Consider the following 16,223-nt stretch of genomic DNA (forward strand, 5'->3'; position numbering starts at 1 on the left):
TCTATTCAGCACTCCTTTCCTTCATTACATTGCAGAAATCATCAAATATATAGGTACAGTCATCCGCACCCGGTGCTGCCTCCGGCTCAAAGGAGTAAGAGTACAGCGGATAGGTTTCATGGGTAAAGCCTTCTATGGAGCCATCATTCAGTGCGGTATAGGTGGTGATCAGTCCGGATCCCTTTATGGAGTCCGGTTCCACCTCATAGCCGTGATTCTGTGCAGTAAACTCGATTTTCTGTTTCCTCAGATTGCGCACCGGAGAAGAGTTTCCATGGTGACCAACCTTCATTTTCACAACGTTTGCGCCGCATGCAGCCGCAATGACCTCATGTCCCAGACCGATGCCCAGCATCGGCACACTGCCCAGCAGCTCTTTACAGGTAGCTACCGTTTCCGGAATATCTTCCGGTGCTCCCGGTCCGCCGCTGTAGACGATGCCATCCGGATGAATGGCCAGAATATCCTGTGCACTCATATTGTATGGTACGACAATCAGATCACAGCCGCGCATGTTAAACTCGCGGATTACGGCAAACTTTGTTCCGATGTCCACCATAACGACCTTCTGCCCACGGGATGGAATCGGGAACGGCTTCACTGTAGATACTGCCTGTACACCGTCTTTTGGTAACTCACTTTCCCGCAGCTGCTTCACAATCGCCTCCACATCGGCATCCGCATCCGCCATGATTGCCTTGCATGTACCATGATCTCTGATCTTTCTTGTAATTTCACGCGTATCGATATCCGCAATTCCCGGAATGCCCTTCAGCTTCATAAACGCATCGAGTGTCATATCACTGCGGAAGTTGCTCGGTGTTTCACAGTATTCCTTGACAACAAAGCCGAACATCTTCGGTGAAATACTCTCAAAGTCATCACGGTTGATTCCGCAGTTTCCCATGGCAGGATAGGTCATCATGACGATTTGTCCATAATAGGACAGATCGGAGATAATTTCCTGATACCCGCTCATTCCTGTCTGGAAGATCAGCTCTCCCATCTGATACCGGTCGCCTCCAAAGGCGATTCCTTCATAAACACTGCCGTCTTCAAGAATCAATAGTCGCTTTTTCATTTCAGCAAACCCTCCCTGTTATCGTATACGCAGATTCCATCCACAAATGTCTTCACCGCAAAGCCGCTGCAGACAATACCGTCAAACGGTGTGTTTTTTCCCATGGAATAGAATCCCTGTTTCTCTATCTTTCGTACGCTGTCCAGATCCATCAGTACAAAATCCGAAGCGTTTCCTTCCTTCAGTTTTCCCCTGCGTTCCATTTGAAAGCGTTTGGCAGGCGCCTCGCTCATCCAGTACACCAGCTGTTCCAGCGTGAAGATGCCCTCCTCCTTCACAAAGCGGGTATACAGCAGTGGAAACGCGGTTTCCAGTGCAACAATACCAAAGGGAGCCTTTTCCATCCCTCTGCTTTTTTCTTCCTCGCTGTGCGGTGCATGATCGTTGGCAATCATATCGATCGTACCATCCAGCAGTCCCTGAATCAGAGCCTGACGGTCCTCCTCGCTGCGCAGTGGCGGGTTCATTTTATGATTGGCATTTTCTACTGCCATTTCATTCAGCAGCAGGTGATGTGCCGTTACCTCACCACTGACATCCAGTCCTTCCTTCTTTGCCCTGCGCAGGGATTCCACACTTTCCTGCGCACTCATATGGCATACATGATAGCGGCAGCCGGTTTCCCTGACAAGTGCCAAATCCCGTTGGAACTGTGCATATTCACAGGCACTGGGAATCCCGGTAAGACCAAGCTGTTTACTGCGGATGCCTTCGTGCATGCAGGCGTTCGGCTTGCGATAGCTCATATCCTCGGTATGGGCAGCGATGATACCGTCAACATCACGGCACTTCTGCATGGCCGCCTTCATCATATCCGCTGTTGCCACACCAACGCCGTCATCACTGAAGGCATGAATCCCCATGGCGCTCAGTCCTTCCATATCACTCAGCTTTTGACTCGCCTCCGCCTTTGTGATACAGGCATAGGGAATCACATGCACACGGCTGTCCTGTTTGATTTTCGTCAGATATGTCTTCATCGTTTCCGTATTGTCCGGATACGGGATGATATTGGGCATTGCCATTATGGTGGTAAAGCCGCCATGGGCTGCAGCAGCCGTCCCACTGGCAATTGTTTCCTTATGCGCATAGCCCGGCTCACGCAGATGGGTATGTACATCGATCAGTCCGCTCAGCAGTACACAATTCTCTGCCGGTATTACCTCCTGCGCCAATGCAGGATCGATATGCTTTGCGATTTTCACAATCTGTGTTTCATCAAACAGCACATCCATTGTCTCTGTTTCATTTCCTTTTGTAAGGATGCGGGCCTGCTGAATCAGTTTCATAACTGCACCTCTTTTCTATGTATTTTTATGTAGCTTCTTATTCAAATTCATATCCCAGTGCGCGTTTGATCACTGCCTTGCGCACAAGAACTCCATTGCTCATCTGCTTGAAGATGCGGCTGTTTTCCGCCTCCACCAGATCGCTGTCGATTTCCACACCGCGGTTGACCGGTGCCGGATGCATGATGATGGCATGCGGCTGCATCATGGCTGCACGCTGTTTCGTCAGACCGTAGCGCTCCAGATATTCCGCCCTGCTCATCGCCATGGTTTCCTTATGACGCTCATGCTGAATGCGAAGCATCATAACAGCATCCGCCCATTGTACTGCCTCATCCACACGCTTGTAATAGGCATCCTTTGCGACCCATTCATCGGGACCGGAGAAGGCTACCTCTCCCCCCAGCATACCAAGTGCTTCCTTGATGCTGTTTGCAACACGGGAATGTGTAATGTCACCAATGACCGCCACCTTAATTCCCTGAAATGTCTGAAATTCCTGATATATGGTAAGCAGATCCAGCAGACACTGGGTCGGATGATTCCCACAGCCATCACCTGCATTCAGGATTGGAATTCGGATATCTTCCAGCTCTTTGAAGTATTCATTCTGGCTGTGACGGATGACCACGGCATCATAGCCGATGCTTTCAAATGTCTTTACCGTGTCATACAGGCTTTCGCCCTTTTCCACGCTGCTTCCCTGTGCAGTGAAATTTTCCACACAGGCGCCCAGCTGATGCTCAGCGCTGGCAAATGAGAAATGTGTCCGCGTGCTCGGCTCAAAAAAAAGATTAGCAACCAGCGTTTTACGCGGAAATTGCCAATCTGATTGAGAACTGGAAAAAGCAGCAGCATCCTCAAGAATGTGAAAAATCTCTTCACTCGTTAAGTCACAGATTTTCAGTAAACTGTTCTTGTTCATATGCTTTCCTCCTGCCGGTCCTATCATAAAAGGGTCCGTTTTGATACACAAAAGGACCCTTTCTATACACTTCAGGTTTGGTGTTCGCCTTCATAACCTCTCTGGATTATCTTAAAGGACCTTTTATCACTCAATATTTTACCATATATCTGCCGTATTGCAAGATTTTTTTACATGGAGTTCATAAGGATTGGCTTTTCCTGTTCTATATTATATGAAATAAGCGTTTTCAACGAAATAACATGAATATATCAGCTGAGCATTCTTCAATAGAAAACAGCAGTTTCACAGATCCTCATATACCACGGCAGTTGCTTAGCTGGCTTCTCCGCACGATCGTGAATACGTAATCTCTTAGCTGTATAAACAAAAAGAGAAGACGAAGAAAAGCAGACAGTACATTTCCATGACATGCATGTTAAATAATGCTATACTATGCTTGAATAGGAGGTTTTCTTATGGCTTTCTGGTTGTTTATGCTCATCATGAATCTTCTGATCCCCTTTACCATGATAGGATTTGGCTTCTATTTTCAAAAGCATCCCCCAAAGGAAATCAATGAACTTTTCGGATACCGCACATCCCTGTCTATGAAAAATGAAGATACATGGAAAACAGCACATGTACAATTTGGCAGAGTCTGGTTGATCTGGGGTTGGTTCAGTGCTGCGTTTTCTTTTCCTTGTATGCTGTTGCTGTATGGAAAAAGTGATACAGCATGCGGAATCTACGGAGTCATTCTCTGTTTCCTGCAATGTATTGTCCTTCTTTTCACACTGTTTATTGTAGAACGCAGACTGCACAGAATCTTTCATAAGGACGGCACTAGGAAACTAAGATGATGAATTTTAAATCGCATGCAGGAGGAACACAGCCTGTCGTTCACGGAATGTTGTGAATAAGACACATTAAATATAGAAGTAGCTGTTTTTTTAAGAAACGCAGGAACAAAAAGCTTATTTCGGACAACCATACGTTCAAGTAAAGCCCATCATAAATGAATCAGTGCTTTTTCATTACTCACACAGGTACATATAGAAAACCTTTCTTCATAAAAATTCCTATTCCATAGAGTGAAAAAATTCCATACAATGATCATATATAACCAAATGATATGAATAACCACGATAAAATCAGCCCAGGCAGCTATCAGGGCTGTTTTTCATATCTCGTTTGATCTGGTAGCTCCAGCACTTTATGCAGCAGGTGTTCATTTACCGTCATGAACTGCTGTAAGCGATGCTGCAGTGTTTCTTCCTTCAACAGCAGCTGATGCAGAATTTCCTGCCGCAAAATCTCATCCTGAAAATCAAATAGAATCTGACTGGCTCCCCGCACACCTTTTAATCCCGCTTCATCACTTAGCTGTAAACGGGATACAGAAGCAAGAAATACAAGCTGTGCATCCAGACAGTGCTGCATACTTTCACTTACTTCCTGCAATACCAGCTTTGCGGCTTTACTTCTTATATATGGATTTCTCTGCAATACGTTTAATGCATCCATTTTTTTCAAGGTGTTCTTCAGCTCCAGAAGATACAGATGCAAAAGCTGAGCCTGCCGCTTAGCCGTTTCCATGCTGCAGCATCCTTTTAAGTATATTCTCCACCATGGTGGCATTGCGGTAAATGAGCAGATATTTCTTTTCAATGACATTCTCGCCCTGTGTGAAGCTAAGGGTTACACTTGGAATCTCTTCGATATCAATCCGCATAGAAAGCTTCGTCTGCTCTCTTGGAAGCTCTCTGCCATCCAGAAGGATGCTGTCTTTCTGAATATTGATATGGAAATTACGATCACGCTCCTCCCACAGGCGAAACTGTTCAACAATTTCCGGATACAATCGAACAGGACACTTCAATACGGTATACTGTGAAAAACGCTCTTTCATAATCCGCAGCAGCTTTTCCTGCTGTTTTTGTGCAACTTCGCGCTGCTTTGCCAGCTTACGCTCTACGATTTCCTGTACAGCCTTACGGTCCGGATCCTGCAGCAGGGAAGCCTGATGAATCCGCATGAGATCGGATGCATCTGTCAGGGCATTATGCTCCACTGCCCCTTCTATCGCATAAGCAGTCTTTAAATCATCCAGTGATAAGGTTGCGGATACCAGCACATTCTGATACGTTACCTTTGCTGAAATCTGCTTTTGTAAATCAAGAATTCCTTCAAACAAAGACGGATCGCAATGATGTCGTGCGCATTCCTGCAACAGGGTTCTTCGATCATCCGGTCCAAAGCTATACATACGGCAGGAAGAAGATTCCATATAGGGCTGCAGCCATTGCATAAACTGTTTTAAAACATCCGGAAAGCTGTTTGCATTACGGATATCGCTATCCTTTAAATGTGTCATTTTACGTACCACAGAAGTCAGACGCCGAAAGTTTTTAGGACAGACCAGAGAATAAAAGGTTGCCTCCTGCGCATCCTTTTTCAGAACCGCCCCTAGGGATACTACCATCTGACAGTACTTCCCATTGATTTTTACTGCGTCAAATTCTGCATCAATATATATATGAACCATAACTTTACTACCTCATTTATTTCTAGTATGAACAGCTGCCTTCAATTATGCAATCTGAAAGATATAGAACTTCAGATACGATGTTTCCGGTACGTTCCAGAGGATCGGATGATCGCAGCTCTGCTGTCTTGCCTCAATCTGACGAAGAGATACACCTGCTGCCTGCGCCGCCTCATGCAGCATGCTTTTAAACAGACCCTCATTCATGAAATGAGAACAGGAACAGGTTGCCAGATATCCGCCTCTTGGTAACAGCTTCATAGCAGCAGTATTGATTTCCCGATATCCCTTTACTGCATGGGAAATCGTTTCTCTGGATTTGGTGAAGGCCGGTGGATCCAGAATGATCATATCATATACACGCGGCTGTTTTTTCAAAGCCTTTAAAAGATCAAATACATCCGCTGTTTCAAAGCTCATCCGCTCCTGTAATCCGTTTATATCCGCATGGTGCTGTGCCATATCAATCGCTGTCTGAGAAATATCCACGGCATGTACATGCGCTGCCCCACCCTTTGCGGCATTCAAAGCAAAGCTGCCGGTATGGGTAAAGCAATCCAGAACATGCTTTCCCTTCGCAATGCGTGCAATTGCAGCCCGATTGTATTTCTGATCGAGAAAAAATCCGGTTTTCTGACCATTTTCAACATCCACATCATAGGAAATACCATTCTCAACTATGCTGGTAAGACAGCTTTCCGGATGCTTCGGCAAAACGGAATGCGCATACCAGCCTTTTGTCTCCTCAAGGCCCTCCAGCTTACGGATTGCCACATCATTACGCTCATAGATTCCTCTGATAGCTACATGATATTCATCTCTCAAAATCTTCACAAGCATGGGAAACAGCATATCCTTTCGCTGCTCCATACCATAGGAGAGTGTCTGCACGACCAGCAAATCATGAAAACGGTCAACTGTCAGTCCGGGTAAATAATCAGCCTCTCCGAAAATCAGGCGACAGGCATCAAAATCCTCTCCCATAACTGTTGCACGGTAGCTGATTGCATGCTGCAAACGGCGGTAAAAAAAATCCTCATCGAATCTGTCATTGGCATTACGGGATAGCAGGCGGATACGGATTCGTGAATTTCCGTTATACAGTCCGCTTCCCTGATAGCTGCCTTTTTCAGAAAACACATCCACAATATCTCCATTTTGTATATTCGCTTCAAGAGCCAGCACCTCTCCCTCATATACCCAGGGATGACCGCTCTGTAGCTTCTTAGTTCCTTTTTTTGTTATCGTAACCTGTTTCCATTCACGTGTAGTTTTCATTTTCTTCTTCCATTTCCTATATACGGCGACAGCGCATCATACACTAATTCGCTTATTCATATGGACATATTATAGCAAACGCATACTGATTACGCAAACAGAGCAGTGAATGTCCTACCCCTATCCGCTTTCATTACAGTCACTTGAAACATCAGGAATAACTGGCTGCGTGGTAAATTCTTATGAAAGGGAGCAGATGATGCAAGCAAGGATTCCATCAATCCTTTCCGATTTTTTCAAATGGCGAATAAAATCGCAGCATCTGCAGGCATTTCTAAGCTTAATGAACAAGCATTGTGTTCTCCCAGATTAACATTTACTTGCAATTGAAAACAACAGCTTATGTTTGCTATTATTTCTGATGGTAGTAAAAAAGTATACAAGAATGAATATGTATACTTTTTAGCTCAATGCATACGGTTCATTAACTTCTATAATAAACCAAAGAATGTCCCGATACATGCCAGAATGATTAAACATACAAGAATCGTTGTTGTTTTAACGTTTTTCCCCAACAGCCAATACATGATACCAAAAGCTGTAAGCGGAAGAAGACATGGCATTATTTGATCGATATACGTTTGTATTGGTTCTTTTGCGCCTTTTACACCAATTTCAAATGGTATACTGATGCTGACCGTGGATGCTATCATAGCCCCTATAACCATTAAACCAAGGATAGACGCTGCCTTTGTTATATTCTCAATCATACGGCTGTTCTCACTATCACCAAAAAATTTGACACCGTATTTAAAGCCGGCATGCAGGCAATAATAGCGAGCTAGAAAGCCTGGAATATTGATAATCAATAGAAATGCAATCGGACCAATGATACTTCCTTGTTTTGCAAAGGATACTGAAACACCAATCGCAATCGTCAATAAGGTTCCCCAGAAAAAGGCATCGCCAATTCCTGCCATCGGTCCCATTAACGATGTTTTTACTGCGCTTATGCTTGCTGCATCAAAATTTTCATCCTTTGCATTTTCTTCTTCCATAGCGCCTGTAATTCCCATCAGCAAGGTTACAAGATGGGGCGTACATGACATGAATTCCAAGTGTCTGCATAACGCATCTGCCATTTTTTCTTCGTCATTGCCATAAAGTCGCTTTAACACGGGAATCATGGAGTAACAATACATCAAATTCTGTTGACGCTCATAATTCCATGCACTGTCTAATGTACAGGAACGCATAAACACTTTGCGTAAATCACTTTTTGTCAACTTCGCCTCATTAAAATTCGTTGTCATCCACTACTACCTCCCTTTGTTTTTTACTATCATGAAAGAATGTAAGACCGGCAATCACCAAGCCTGCCAGTGCTACACCGAATACAGGCATTTCCATATATGCAGCTAACAGAAATCCAGCTAACAAGTAAGGAGACAATTCTTTTGTAACAATCATCCTTGCCAGCATGGCAAACCCGACAGCTGGCAGAATTCCTGCCGCCACATCCATACCATCAATTATAAATTGCGGAATGACTGACAATACATCCTTAATGACCGGTACCCCTAAATAAAATGCGACACCAACAACTATTGATAGAATTAATTTATTTCCAATACCTGCAAAACGTGCAACCCATTCTACTTTTTTATAATCTCCTTTTTTCGCATATGAATCCGCCATATGTGTAGCCCATGTTAAGATAAACATCATTTGCAAATTATCAAAAAGCAGAACAAGAGTCGCAACCGGCACTGCTAGTGCAACAGCCGCGCCAACTTCCTGCCCCGTAAGAATTACGAAAGATGTCCCAATGATGGCACCAGAAGTGATATCAGGTGGATTGCTGGCACCAATAGGTACAGCCCCCAAGAAAATAAGCTCTAATGTTGCTCCTACCATGATACCGGTTGTCATATCGCCCAATACCAATCCAACAAGTGGTGCAACGATAATCGGGCGGTTGTTCATCGTAGATCCCCAATAACAATGCATATAACCAATAAACGCAACCAAAGTTATCAGCAGAGCTTGTATCAATAAATTATCACTCATATCTTTCTACCTCTTTCCTCTCTATTTCACAAGATCCAAAGCATTTTGCTTTGAATCACTGGGTACCAGACGGATTTCCAATTCAATTCCTTTATCTCCCAGTATCCTCAGTTTCTCTATGTCCTCTTCACTTACAAATACTGCTTTTGATATTTGCTTGCGATTCTCTCTAGCCTTCATACCGCCAATATTTATACTTTTAATAGCAGGAAAACCACTCGCCAATCGGTATGCATCTTCTACACTTTCCACAATAATAAAGAGTTTATACTTATCTGTAACACCACTATTCAATGCCTTTATAGAGTCTTCAATACTTTTCATAACCAGCTTGACACCCGTTGGTTTCGCCATACGCATTGCACTCATTTTCAATTCATCTTTCATTAAATTATCGCTGGCAATTAGAATGCAATCAGATTCCAGAAATTTTGTCCATGAAAACGCAACCTGTCCATGCAGTAAACGATGATCAATTCGCAACAGCTTTATCATATTACTTACCTCTTACTTTCTGAGCAGCCTTCACAATCTCTCTTACATGCTCTTGAGAAACTTCTCCTTCATCCCTATAGTTATCTTTGAAATAACTACCGACAATAGCGCCGTCTGCATATGCAAACTGCTTTGCCATATTTTCGGGAGTTACACCTGCGCCCACAATCAACGGGAAGTCTCCAATACCGTTGCGGAATTGTATAATCTTATCGAGTGAGGTTTCCTGTCCTGTGGCATCCTGTGTAACACAGATAGCATCACATCGCTGCATTGCAATCTGCAAATCCTCTTCAATGCTATTTTGTGATAAAACTGGCTGATATTTAAACCGTACACCACCTAACACCATCCCCTGATAGCGTTCACGGTACAGTTTGAAGAAAGCATCCAAGGTTGCTTCATCACGCGGTTTAACATGTCCGACCACTGAATCCAACTGTACAAAGCTTGCACCATATTTTTCAGCTAATTCAAACCCCATGGGATCTACATTCAGACAATTCACGCCATACGGAATAACAAGGTTTAGCTTTGAGATATAATCAAGCGCCATTTCCATATGCCGATAATTCCCAAAATAATTTTCAACTATAATGCAGTCCACACCATTTTCAGCATAGATTGCAATTTCTTCTTTAAAGCGTCTAACAATATCTTCATCACTTGTCCCTTTCAGATGAAGCATTGCCAATATCGGTTTTTCATTTTTAAATAAATTTAGAAATTTTCTATTCATACTTTCTCCTTTAAAATTCTTCCCTTTCGCATTCTTTTGACTGCTGAGTAAACTGTATACCACTTTTTGCATCATGCAGGATTTGCTCGATATCTGTTTCGTTTAAAGGTGCAGGATGCTCCAAACATACGGAAAGCAGCATGTTTAGATTCATCCCTGAAAATAATCGAACATTATCAAGCTTTGTGCATAAATACATTGCTGTAAAGACACTGGCACCATATAAATCAGTCAAGATTACATATTCTGTATTCATATGTGCGGCAATTTCCTTTTTCAATTTCCTACCGTAGTCCTCTGCAAGACCGCCGGGCTGTAGAGAATAAATCTCAACATCAAATGGAAGCTTTCCAACAATCATTTTTGCTGTATCATATAATCCGCTCGCTAATCCTCCATGTGACGCTAACACAATTTTTCTTTTCATATCCCATCCTCCAGTTGTATTATATTGTATTAACTAATGACATTCTAACACGTCATGTAACCGCTGTCAAGTACTGTATAAAAAAAGGAGGCCGCTATATTTAAAAAATATGATGAAATAATACTATCTGTGATTGCGTTCACACGTAGAATTCATTATAATGAACATAGTGTTAAACGGAATGATAGGATTTATAGGAGGGCCCATGCAGGAAATCAAACAATTAAATGCAATCACACTGCAGGAACAGCTATATAATGAATTAGCTACGCAAATAAAGAGTGGAAAGTACAAACCGGGAGATCGCATCCCCCCTGAATTGAAACTGAGCGAGATATATCGCGTAAGTCGTGTAACTGTACGAAATGCTATACAACAGCTTGTCAACGAGGACCTACTTATCAAAAAGCATGGAAAAGGAACCTATGTGAAAACACAGGTTTACACAGAGGAATTCTTCTCAGGCGGAAGTTTTACAGATACATGCTTGCGAATGAAAGCCAAGCCTTCAACACAGATTATAGAAAGTACCGTATGCCATGATGAAGCTGAAATAAATGCGATTTTTGGTACAACTGCACCGTTGATTCGAATAAAACGCGTACGTCTTGTGGACGATGTGCCATGTATTGTCGAAGTCGATTTTTTTCCCGACTCATTTCAATTCCTATTAAAGAGAAAGCTGGAAAAAACATCTCTTCTACATCTCGTCACAAAAGAAACTGGCATGCATCCGGCGAAGTTTGAGGATTATTTTAAAATTATATTTGCAACCAAGGAATTTGCAAAGCAATTAAATTGTATTGTGGGAACTCCTCTTTTGGAAGTAACCCAGACAGTCTTAACACCTGATAATTCTATTATCTATGTGAATAAGCAATATATATTAACTACGAAATACATTTATGCGGTTCGTTCATTAAAATAATAGACAGCCTGTTTCATATAGGCTGTCTATGTTTTTATATTTTTTTGCAAATACATCTTTGGCATGAATGCGCCTTTTTCATTAACTTTTATCTAGATTTCAAATGACTCTTTGCTAATTTATTACATTATGACAGCTTTTACTTAATATTTGTTATCTATGCTGCACCACTGCAGTAGCACCAGCAAATGGTTATGAAACTGCTTTTATAAAAAAAACAAAGGCCCCAAAATATGAGGCCGTTCAAGCGTTTCTTTAACTGCGATTAAGACGGTTGATATGAATTGTGAGAAATGCCAGTTCTTCATCAGATATTTCTTTTTTATATTTATTTTGAAGAAACATTTTTATTTTATTTGCGATAGCTTCTTCTTTGCATTGATTATGAACTGTTGTATATAGATTATCATTTCCTTCAATCATAGTGTCGGAAAAGAATCGCTCTGCAAAAAAACGAATATGTGTTATAAACCTTGTATAATGTATACTTTTTTTATCAAGAGGCTGCTGTAGAGAATACACAACCAGATTGACAATTTCCCCTATTAGCTTAGCTATTCTGGCACTATCTCTATCTACTTCATCACTGGCTTGGGCATTGACGATATGAAAGGCGATATTAACCGCTTCATCCTCTGGTAAATGTATATGCAATCTTGCATTGATCAGTTTCAAGCACGCAACGCCTACCAGATATTCTCTTTCATAAAAGTTCTTCATTTCCCATAACAATCGATTTGTCAGAACAAGATTTTCCCGATACCGTTCGATTGCAAAATTGAGATGATCTGCCAGAATAAAATATAGGGAATCATTTAATTCTATAGCCAATTCTTTCTTAGCTAAAACAATCACCTCATGTGTCAGCTCAAAGATTTCCGGAGGGATCGAATTCAAAAGCTCTATGATTTGTTTTGATTTGTTATGGGTAACCGGTATAAAAAATTGACAATCCTTCTCATTAACTCTGATTTCCTCATTTGGCTTTTTACCATAGCCAATACCTTTTCCCAGCACGATGAATTCAGCCTGCTTTTCATCCGTTAATAACACCACACTGGAATTCAGAACCTTTTTTATGTGCATTCTCTACTCACCTCAGTCTCTGCCTCTGTTGCCTTAATTATATACATAATGTATGTTTTATTCTACTCAAAATCAATACTATTATTACGAATTACCTTTTGGTACCAGTAAAACGAATCTTTACGATATCGGTCATAGGTTCCCTTGCCGTCATCATCCGCATCCACATAAATAAATCCATAGCGTTTTGACATCTGTTTTGTGGACTCGCTTATCAAATCAATGCATGCCCATGAGGTATATCCCATTAAATCAACACCATCCTCTGCAATAGCATCATACATACACTGAAAGTGTTGACGATAATACTCGATTCGATATGTATCATGGATTTTTCCATTTACCAATGCATCCTTGGCCCCCAATCCGTTTTCGACTATAAACAATGGCTTTCGATATCGATCATATAGCTCTACTAATGAAACCCTCAATCCTATCGGATCGATTTGCCATCCCCACTCACTGGAAGGTAAATAAGGGTTTTTTAAAGCCATAACAGTATTTCCTGCTGTTTTTTCTAAATCATCCTCATCCGCTGCAACACAGCTTGACATATAATAGCTAAAGGAAACAAAATCAACAGGATAATTTTTCATAATCTCATCATCCCCCTCCTGCTTTTCGATATGAATGCCATGATTTTCATAATACTTTAATAAATATGACGGATATTCACCGAATACCTGTGTATCGGAATACGCATAAATATTGCGCATTCTCTTTTGTGATTCCAATATATCCTCCGGTTTACAGGTCATAGGATAGAACGAAAGCTTTGTTATCATACAGCCTACTTTGGCATCGGGAATAATTTCATGACAGATTTTCGTAGCTAATGCGCTTGCGACAAATTGATGATGCATAGCCTGGTAACAGACTTCTTCAAAATTCATACCAGCAAAGCGATCCTTTACCAATCCTCCGGTAGTATAAGGATGACGGATGATACTATCGATTTCATTGAATGTAATCCAATACTTTACTTTATTTTTGTATCGCTCGCAGATTACATTTACATACCTTTCAAAAAAGGAAACCAGCTCTCTTGCATACCAGCCATTGTATTTTAAAACAAGATGTATCGGTGGCTCATAATGTGACATGGTCACAAGGGGCTGTATTCCGTGTGCCAGCAATTCGTCAAACACATCATCATAGAATTTCAATCCTTCTTCATTCGGATATAATTCATCACCATTCGGAAAGATACGGCTCCATGCAATAGACATACGGAATACCTTGAATCCCATCTCGGCCAGCAGCGCTATATCCTGCTTATAGCGATGATAAAAATCACTTCCATGACGTTTAGGATAATTTACCGTATCCTGTAAATTCTCCAAAGCCTTCTCTATATCCCTGGTTGTAACTTCATTCAATTTATGATAGTCTTTCACACTTACATCCCGCTTCATTTTGGCGCAATCAGATACAGATATCCCCTTGCCGCCTTCATTATATCCGCCTTCGATTTGATTCGCCGCTGTCGCTCCTCCCCATAGGAACCCTTTTGGAAATTTTCTCATTTTCCTTTCCTCCCTACTGTCAAAATAATTCCGGTTTTTTCTATCGTCGGTATCTCATTCACAAACACCTGATAGTCTGCTGTATTTGTTATAATGATTGGAGTTGTGCAATCAAAACCTGCTTGTTTGATGTTTTCAATATCAAATTTCAGCAAAACATCCCCGCGATGTACTTTATCCCCTGCTTTCACATGACTCTCGAAATATTTCCCCTCCAGCTCTACCGTATTGATTCCTGCATGAAATAGTATTTCTGCTCCATTTTCTGCTTCCATTCCGATTGCATGCTTTGTTTCAAACACCATCTTAACTGTTCCATCACAAGGTGCTTTCAATATTCCGGAGGATGGTATAATTGCAATTCCCTCACCTAAAACCTTTTGGGAAAACATTTCATCATGGACATCAGTTAGTGGAAGGATATCCCCTTCTAAAGGGATGTACAGATTTTCTTTATCACTTTCCTCATGACAGATTTCAAAATCCTTCTTATTTTCATCCTTCCAGAAAATCATCGTTAAGATAAATGACAAAGATAAAGCACCGATCAAACCAATAACAGCAAAGACGATATTCATTCCATTATCCGGATCAACGAACATTGTAATACTAGGCAAGCCTGGACCGACAGCAACAAACGCCTTCAGTCCAACAAGTCCAAGGAATGCCCCGATGACGCCGCTGCTAATCATTATGGATGCCAATACTCTTTGATTTTGAAGCGCTATACCATATAAAGCAGGTTCTGTAATCCCCATCAATGCCGAGATTCCAGCGGATGCAGCAATAGCTTTTTGCTCTTCATTTCTTGATTTTATCGCAACCGCAAAGCATGCGCCAGATTCAGAAATATTGTGTGCCAGAGACGCTGCGTTATATAGTATTTCATAACCGAGTGTCCCTAATGATGAAACTACATAAGGAATCATCGCCTTATGCATACCGGTAGATACCATCAACGGCAGAATACAGGCAACAATAGCTACTGCAAGGAAGCCTAATTTTGCATACAGGAACATAATCACAGATGCAAGACCTTCTCCTACTGTATATCCCAAAGGTCCCAGAATCATCAATGTAACAGGTACAGTGACAGCTAATGCAACCATTGGTACAAAAAATGTACGAATAACTTTAGGTGTTACTTTATTTAACGCCTTTTCCATCATTCCCAGAAACAGGGTACATAGAATCGCCGGAAACACCTGAGAGCTGTAAGCTACATTCTTTAAGCCAATTCCCAGTAAATCAATACCTTCCACAAGCATTGTAGTCATATTAGGAAGTAATAGAACACCTACTGCGGCAATCGCAACCATTTTATTCGTCTTAAGCTTTGCCGCTGTTGTATAAGCAACCATGATCGGCATAAAATAGAAGGTGGCATCACTAATAGAAAGTAAGACCTTATAAATATTATCCTGTGCGCTCAGTATTTCCAAAGTACTCAAAAGCACCAAAATGGATTTTAAAATACCCGCTCCAGCCATCACAGGAATTAAGGGCTGAAATATGCCAATCAGATATTCCAGCAATAGCTCCGTTACTTTCTTCTTTCCTTTCGTGCTTATCGATTCATCAATAGTAATCAGCTTCATTATTTCATCATAAACTTCGATAACCGAATTCCCGATCACAACCTGTACCTGTGAATTGACAATCAGCTTCATCACGCCCTGTACCTTCTTTAAGCCCTCCTGATTTACATTCTCCTGATTTGCTACAGTAAAACGGAGTCTGGTCGAACAATGCTCTAAATTAACGATATTTTTCTCTCCACCGATATAGTGTAGTATATCAGCTGCACATTTTTTATAATCCATGAATAAATTCCTCCAATTTGTCTTACGTTCGCTTTTTTGGCCAAAAAAAGGCAGAATCCACAACATAAAATGAAAATCATCATTTCTGT

16 protein-coding genes are annotated in these 16,223 nt (G+C 41.6%); 2 read left to right on the forward strand and 14 right to left on the reverse strand.

Features of this window, described 5'->3' with window-relative positions:
* Position 1: 1 nt before the first annotated feature.
* The 3 genes from carA to KSZ58_RS12630 are packed head-to-tail and all read right to left on the reverse strand — an operon-like array spanning position 2 to position 3,295.
* Positions 2-1,081: a glutamine-hydrolyzing carbamoyl-phosphate synthase small subunit gene (carA, locus tag KSZ58_RS12620; RefSeq protein ID WP_009270975.1), complete on the reverse strand. Its 1,080-nt coding sequence runs from the start codon at positions 1,079-1,081 to the stop codon at positions 2-4.
* Positions 1,078-2,370 carry a dihydroorotase gene (locus KSZ58_RS12625; RefSeq protein ID WP_009270976.1) on the reverse strand — a complete coding sequence of 431 codons (1,293 nt, stop codon included), beginning with the start codon at positions 2,368-2,370 and terminating at the stop codon, positions 1,078-1,080. Before KSZ58_RS12625 ends, carA begins: the two co-directional genes overlap by 4 nt.
* A gap of 37 nt (positions 2,371-2,407) precedes the next feature.
* The gene (locus tag KSZ58_RS12630; RefSeq protein WP_009270977.1) at positions 2,408-3,295 is read right to left on the reverse strand and encodes an aspartate carbamoyltransferase catalytic subunit; all 888 of its coding nucleotides are present in this window, start codon (positions 3,293-3,295) and stop codon (positions 2,408-2,410) included.
* A gap of 458 nt (positions 3,296-3,753) precedes the next feature.
* On the opposite strand from KSZ58_RS12630, the gene KSZ58_RS12635 reads away from it, so the two are divergent.
* Complete coding sequence (locus KSZ58_RS12635; protein WP_008817494.1) at positions 3,754-4,137, forward strand: SdpI family protein; 384 nt, start codon at positions 3,754-3,756, stop codon at positions 4,135-4,137.
* Positions 4,138-4,444: 307 nt separating this feature from the next.
* On the opposite strand, the gene KSZ58_RS12640 is transcribed toward KSZ58_RS12635, so the two are convergent.
* The 8 genes from KSZ58_RS12640 to KSZ58_RS12675 form a co-directional block, all read right to left on the reverse strand.
* Positions 4,445-4,873, reverse strand: coding sequence for a hypothetical protein (locus KSZ58_RS12640; RefSeq protein WP_009270978.1), 429 nt, complete (start codon positions 4,871-4,873; stop codon positions 4,445-4,447).
* The gene (locus tag KSZ58_RS12645) at positions 4,860-5,822 is read right to left on the reverse strand and encodes an exonuclease domain-containing protein (protein WP_009270979.1); all 963 of its coding nucleotides are present in this window, start codon (positions 5,820-5,822) and stop codon (positions 4,860-4,862) included. Before KSZ58_RS12645 ends, KSZ58_RS12640 begins: the two co-directional genes overlap by 14 nt.
* 45 nt (positions 5,823-5,867) lie before the next feature.
* Positions 5,868-7,100, reverse strand: a complete 1,233-nt coding sequence (locus tag KSZ58_RS12650) for a class I SAM-dependent rRNA methyltransferase (protein ID WP_008817497.1) — start codon at positions 7,098-7,100, stop codon at positions 5,868-5,870.
* 431 nt (positions 7,101-7,531) lie between these two features.
* Complete coding sequence (locus tag KSZ58_RS12655; RefSeq protein ID WP_002610573.1) at positions 7,532-8,353, reverse strand: PTS system mannose/fructose/sorbose family transporter subunit IID; 822 nt, start codon at positions 8,351-8,353, stop codon at positions 7,532-7,534.
* Positions 8,337-9,110 carry a PTS sugar transporter subunit IIC gene (locus tag KSZ58_RS12660; RefSeq protein WP_008817499.1) on the reverse strand — a complete coding sequence of 258 codons (774 nt, stop codon included), beginning with the start codon at positions 9,108-9,110 and terminating at the stop codon, positions 8,337-8,339. The genes KSZ58_RS12655 and KSZ58_RS12660 overlap by 17 nt, the downstream gene beginning before the upstream one ends.
* 21 nt (positions 9,111-9,131) lie before the next feature.
* The gene (locus KSZ58_RS12665; protein ID WP_008817500.1) at positions 9,132-9,605 is read right to left on the reverse strand and encodes a PTS sugar transporter subunit IIB; all 474 of its coding nucleotides are present in this window, start codon (positions 9,603-9,605) and stop codon (positions 9,132-9,134) included.
* Position 9,606: 1 nt separating this feature from the next.
* Positions 9,607-10,344: a BtpA/SgcQ family protein gene (locus tag KSZ58_RS12670; protein ID WP_008817501.1), complete on the reverse strand. Its 738-nt coding sequence runs from the start codon at positions 10,342-10,344 to the stop codon at positions 9,607-9,609.
* A gap of 10 nt (positions 10,345-10,354) precedes the next feature.
* Entirely contained in the window at positions 10,355-10,771 is a 417-nt protein-coding gene (locus KSZ58_RS12675; RefSeq protein WP_002610565.1) for a PTS sugar transporter subunit IIA, read from the reverse strand.
* A 205-nt stretch (positions 10,772-10,976) separates the two neighbouring features.
* On the opposite strand from KSZ58_RS12675, the gene KSZ58_RS12680 reads away from it, so the two are divergent.
* Positions 10,977-11,699, forward strand: a complete 723-nt coding sequence (locus KSZ58_RS12680) for a GntR family transcriptional regulator (protein WP_008817502.1) — start codon at positions 10,977-10,979, stop codon at positions 11,697-11,699.
* 255 nt (positions 11,700-11,954) lie between these two features.
* Here KSZ58_RS12680 and KSZ58_RS12685 read toward each other — a convergent pair whose 3' ends face one another.
* From KSZ58_RS12685 to KSZ58_RS12695, 3 genes are all read right to left on the reverse strand, one after another.
* The gene (locus tag KSZ58_RS12685; RefSeq protein ID WP_008817503.1) at positions 11,955-12,785 is read right to left on the reverse strand and encodes a PRD domain-containing protein; all 831 of its coding nucleotides are present in this window, start codon (positions 12,783-12,785) and stop codon (positions 11,955-11,957) included.
* A 62-nt stretch (positions 12,786-12,847) separates the two neighbouring features.
* Positions 12,848-14,311 (reverse strand): glycoside hydrolase family 1 protein, encoded by a 1,464-nt coding sequence (locus tag KSZ58_RS12690; RefSeq protein WP_008817504.1) that lies wholly within the window; start codon positions 14,309-14,311, stop codon positions 12,848-12,850.
* Complete coding sequence (locus KSZ58_RS12695; protein ID WP_008817505.1) at positions 14,308-16,134, reverse strand: beta-glucoside-specific PTS transporter subunit IIABC; 1,827 nt, start codon at positions 16,132-16,134, stop codon at positions 14,308-14,310. Before KSZ58_RS12695 ends, KSZ58_RS12690 begins: the two co-directional genes overlap by 4 nt.
* Positions 16,135-16,223: the final 89 nt, after the last annotated feature.

The sequence above is a fragment of the Erysipelatoclostridium sp. DFI.2.3 genome (assembly GCF_019132535.1).
GTDB classification, from domain to species: Bacteria; Bacillota_I; Bacilli_A; order Erysipelotrichales; family Erysipelotrichaceae; genus Clostridium_AQ; species Clostridium_AQ innocuum.

What these genes read in the sequence shown, in the direction of transcription:
- KSZ58_RS12675 (WP_002610565.1), bottom strand. Translation starts at nt 10,771, where the DNA reads ATGAAAAGAAAAATTGTGTTAGCGTCACATGGAGGATTAGCGAGCGGA.
- KSZ58_RS12665 (WP_008817500.1), bottom strand. Translation starts at nt 9,605, where the DNA reads ATGATAAAGCTGTTGCGAATTGATCATCGTTTACTGCATGGACAGGTT.
- KSZ58_RS12680 (WP_008817502.1), top strand. Translation starts at nt 10,977, where the DNA reads ATGCAGGAAATCAAACAATTAAATGCAATCACACTGCAGGAACAGCTA.
- KSZ58_RS12645 (WP_009270979.1), bottom strand. Translation starts at nt 5,822, where the DNA reads ATGGTTCATATATATATTGATGCAGAATTTGACGCAGTAAAAATCAAT.
- carA (WP_009270975.1), bottom strand. Translation starts at nt 1,081, where the DNA reads ATGAAAAAGCGACTATTGATTCTTGAAGACGGCAGTGTTTATGAAGGA.
- KSZ58_RS12685 (WP_008817503.1), bottom strand. Translation starts at nt 12,785, where the DNA reads ATGCACATAAAAAAGGTTCTGAATTCCAGTGTGGTGTTATTAACGGAT.
- KSZ58_RS12670 (WP_008817501.1), bottom strand. Translation starts at nt 10,344, where the DNA reads ATGAATAGAAAATTTCTAAATTTATTTAAAAATGAAAAACCGATATTG.
- KSZ58_RS12630 (WP_009270977.1), bottom strand. Translation starts at nt 3,295, where the DNA reads ATGAACAAGAACAGTTTACTGAAAATCTGTGACTTAACGAGTGAAGAG.
- KSZ58_RS12640 (WP_009270978.1), bottom strand. Translation starts at nt 4,873, where the DNA reads ATGGAAACGGCTAAGCGGCAGGCTCAGCTTTTGCATCTGTATCTTCTG.
- KSZ58_RS12650 (WP_008817497.1), bottom strand. Translation starts at nt 7,100, where the DNA reads ATGAAAACTACACGTGAATGGAAACAGGTTACGATAACAAAAAAAGGA.
- KSZ58_RS12625 (WP_009270976.1), bottom strand. Translation starts at nt 2,370, where the DNA reads ATGAAACTGATTCAGCAGGCCCGCATCCTTACAAAAGGAAATGAAACA.
- KSZ58_RS12655 (WP_002610573.1), bottom strand. Translation starts at nt 8,353, where the DNA reads ATGACAACGAATTTTAATGAGGCGAAGTTGACAAAAAGTGATTTACGC.
- KSZ58_RS12695 (WP_008817505.1), bottom strand. Translation starts at nt 16,134, where the DNA reads ATGGATTATAAAAAATGTGCAGCTGATATACTACACTATATCGGTGGA.
- KSZ58_RS12635 (WP_008817494.1), top strand. Translation starts at nt 3,754, where the DNA reads ATGGCTTTCTGGTTGTTTATGCTCATCATGAATCTTCTGATCCCCTTT.
- KSZ58_RS12690 (WP_008817504.1), bottom strand. Translation starts at nt 14,311, where the DNA reads ATGAGAAAATTTCCAAAAGGGTTCCTATGGGGAGGAGCGACAGCGGCG.
- KSZ58_RS12660 (WP_008817499.1), bottom strand. Translation starts at nt 9,110, where the DNA reads ATGAGTGATAATTTATTGATACAAGCTCTGCTGATAACTTTGGTTGCG.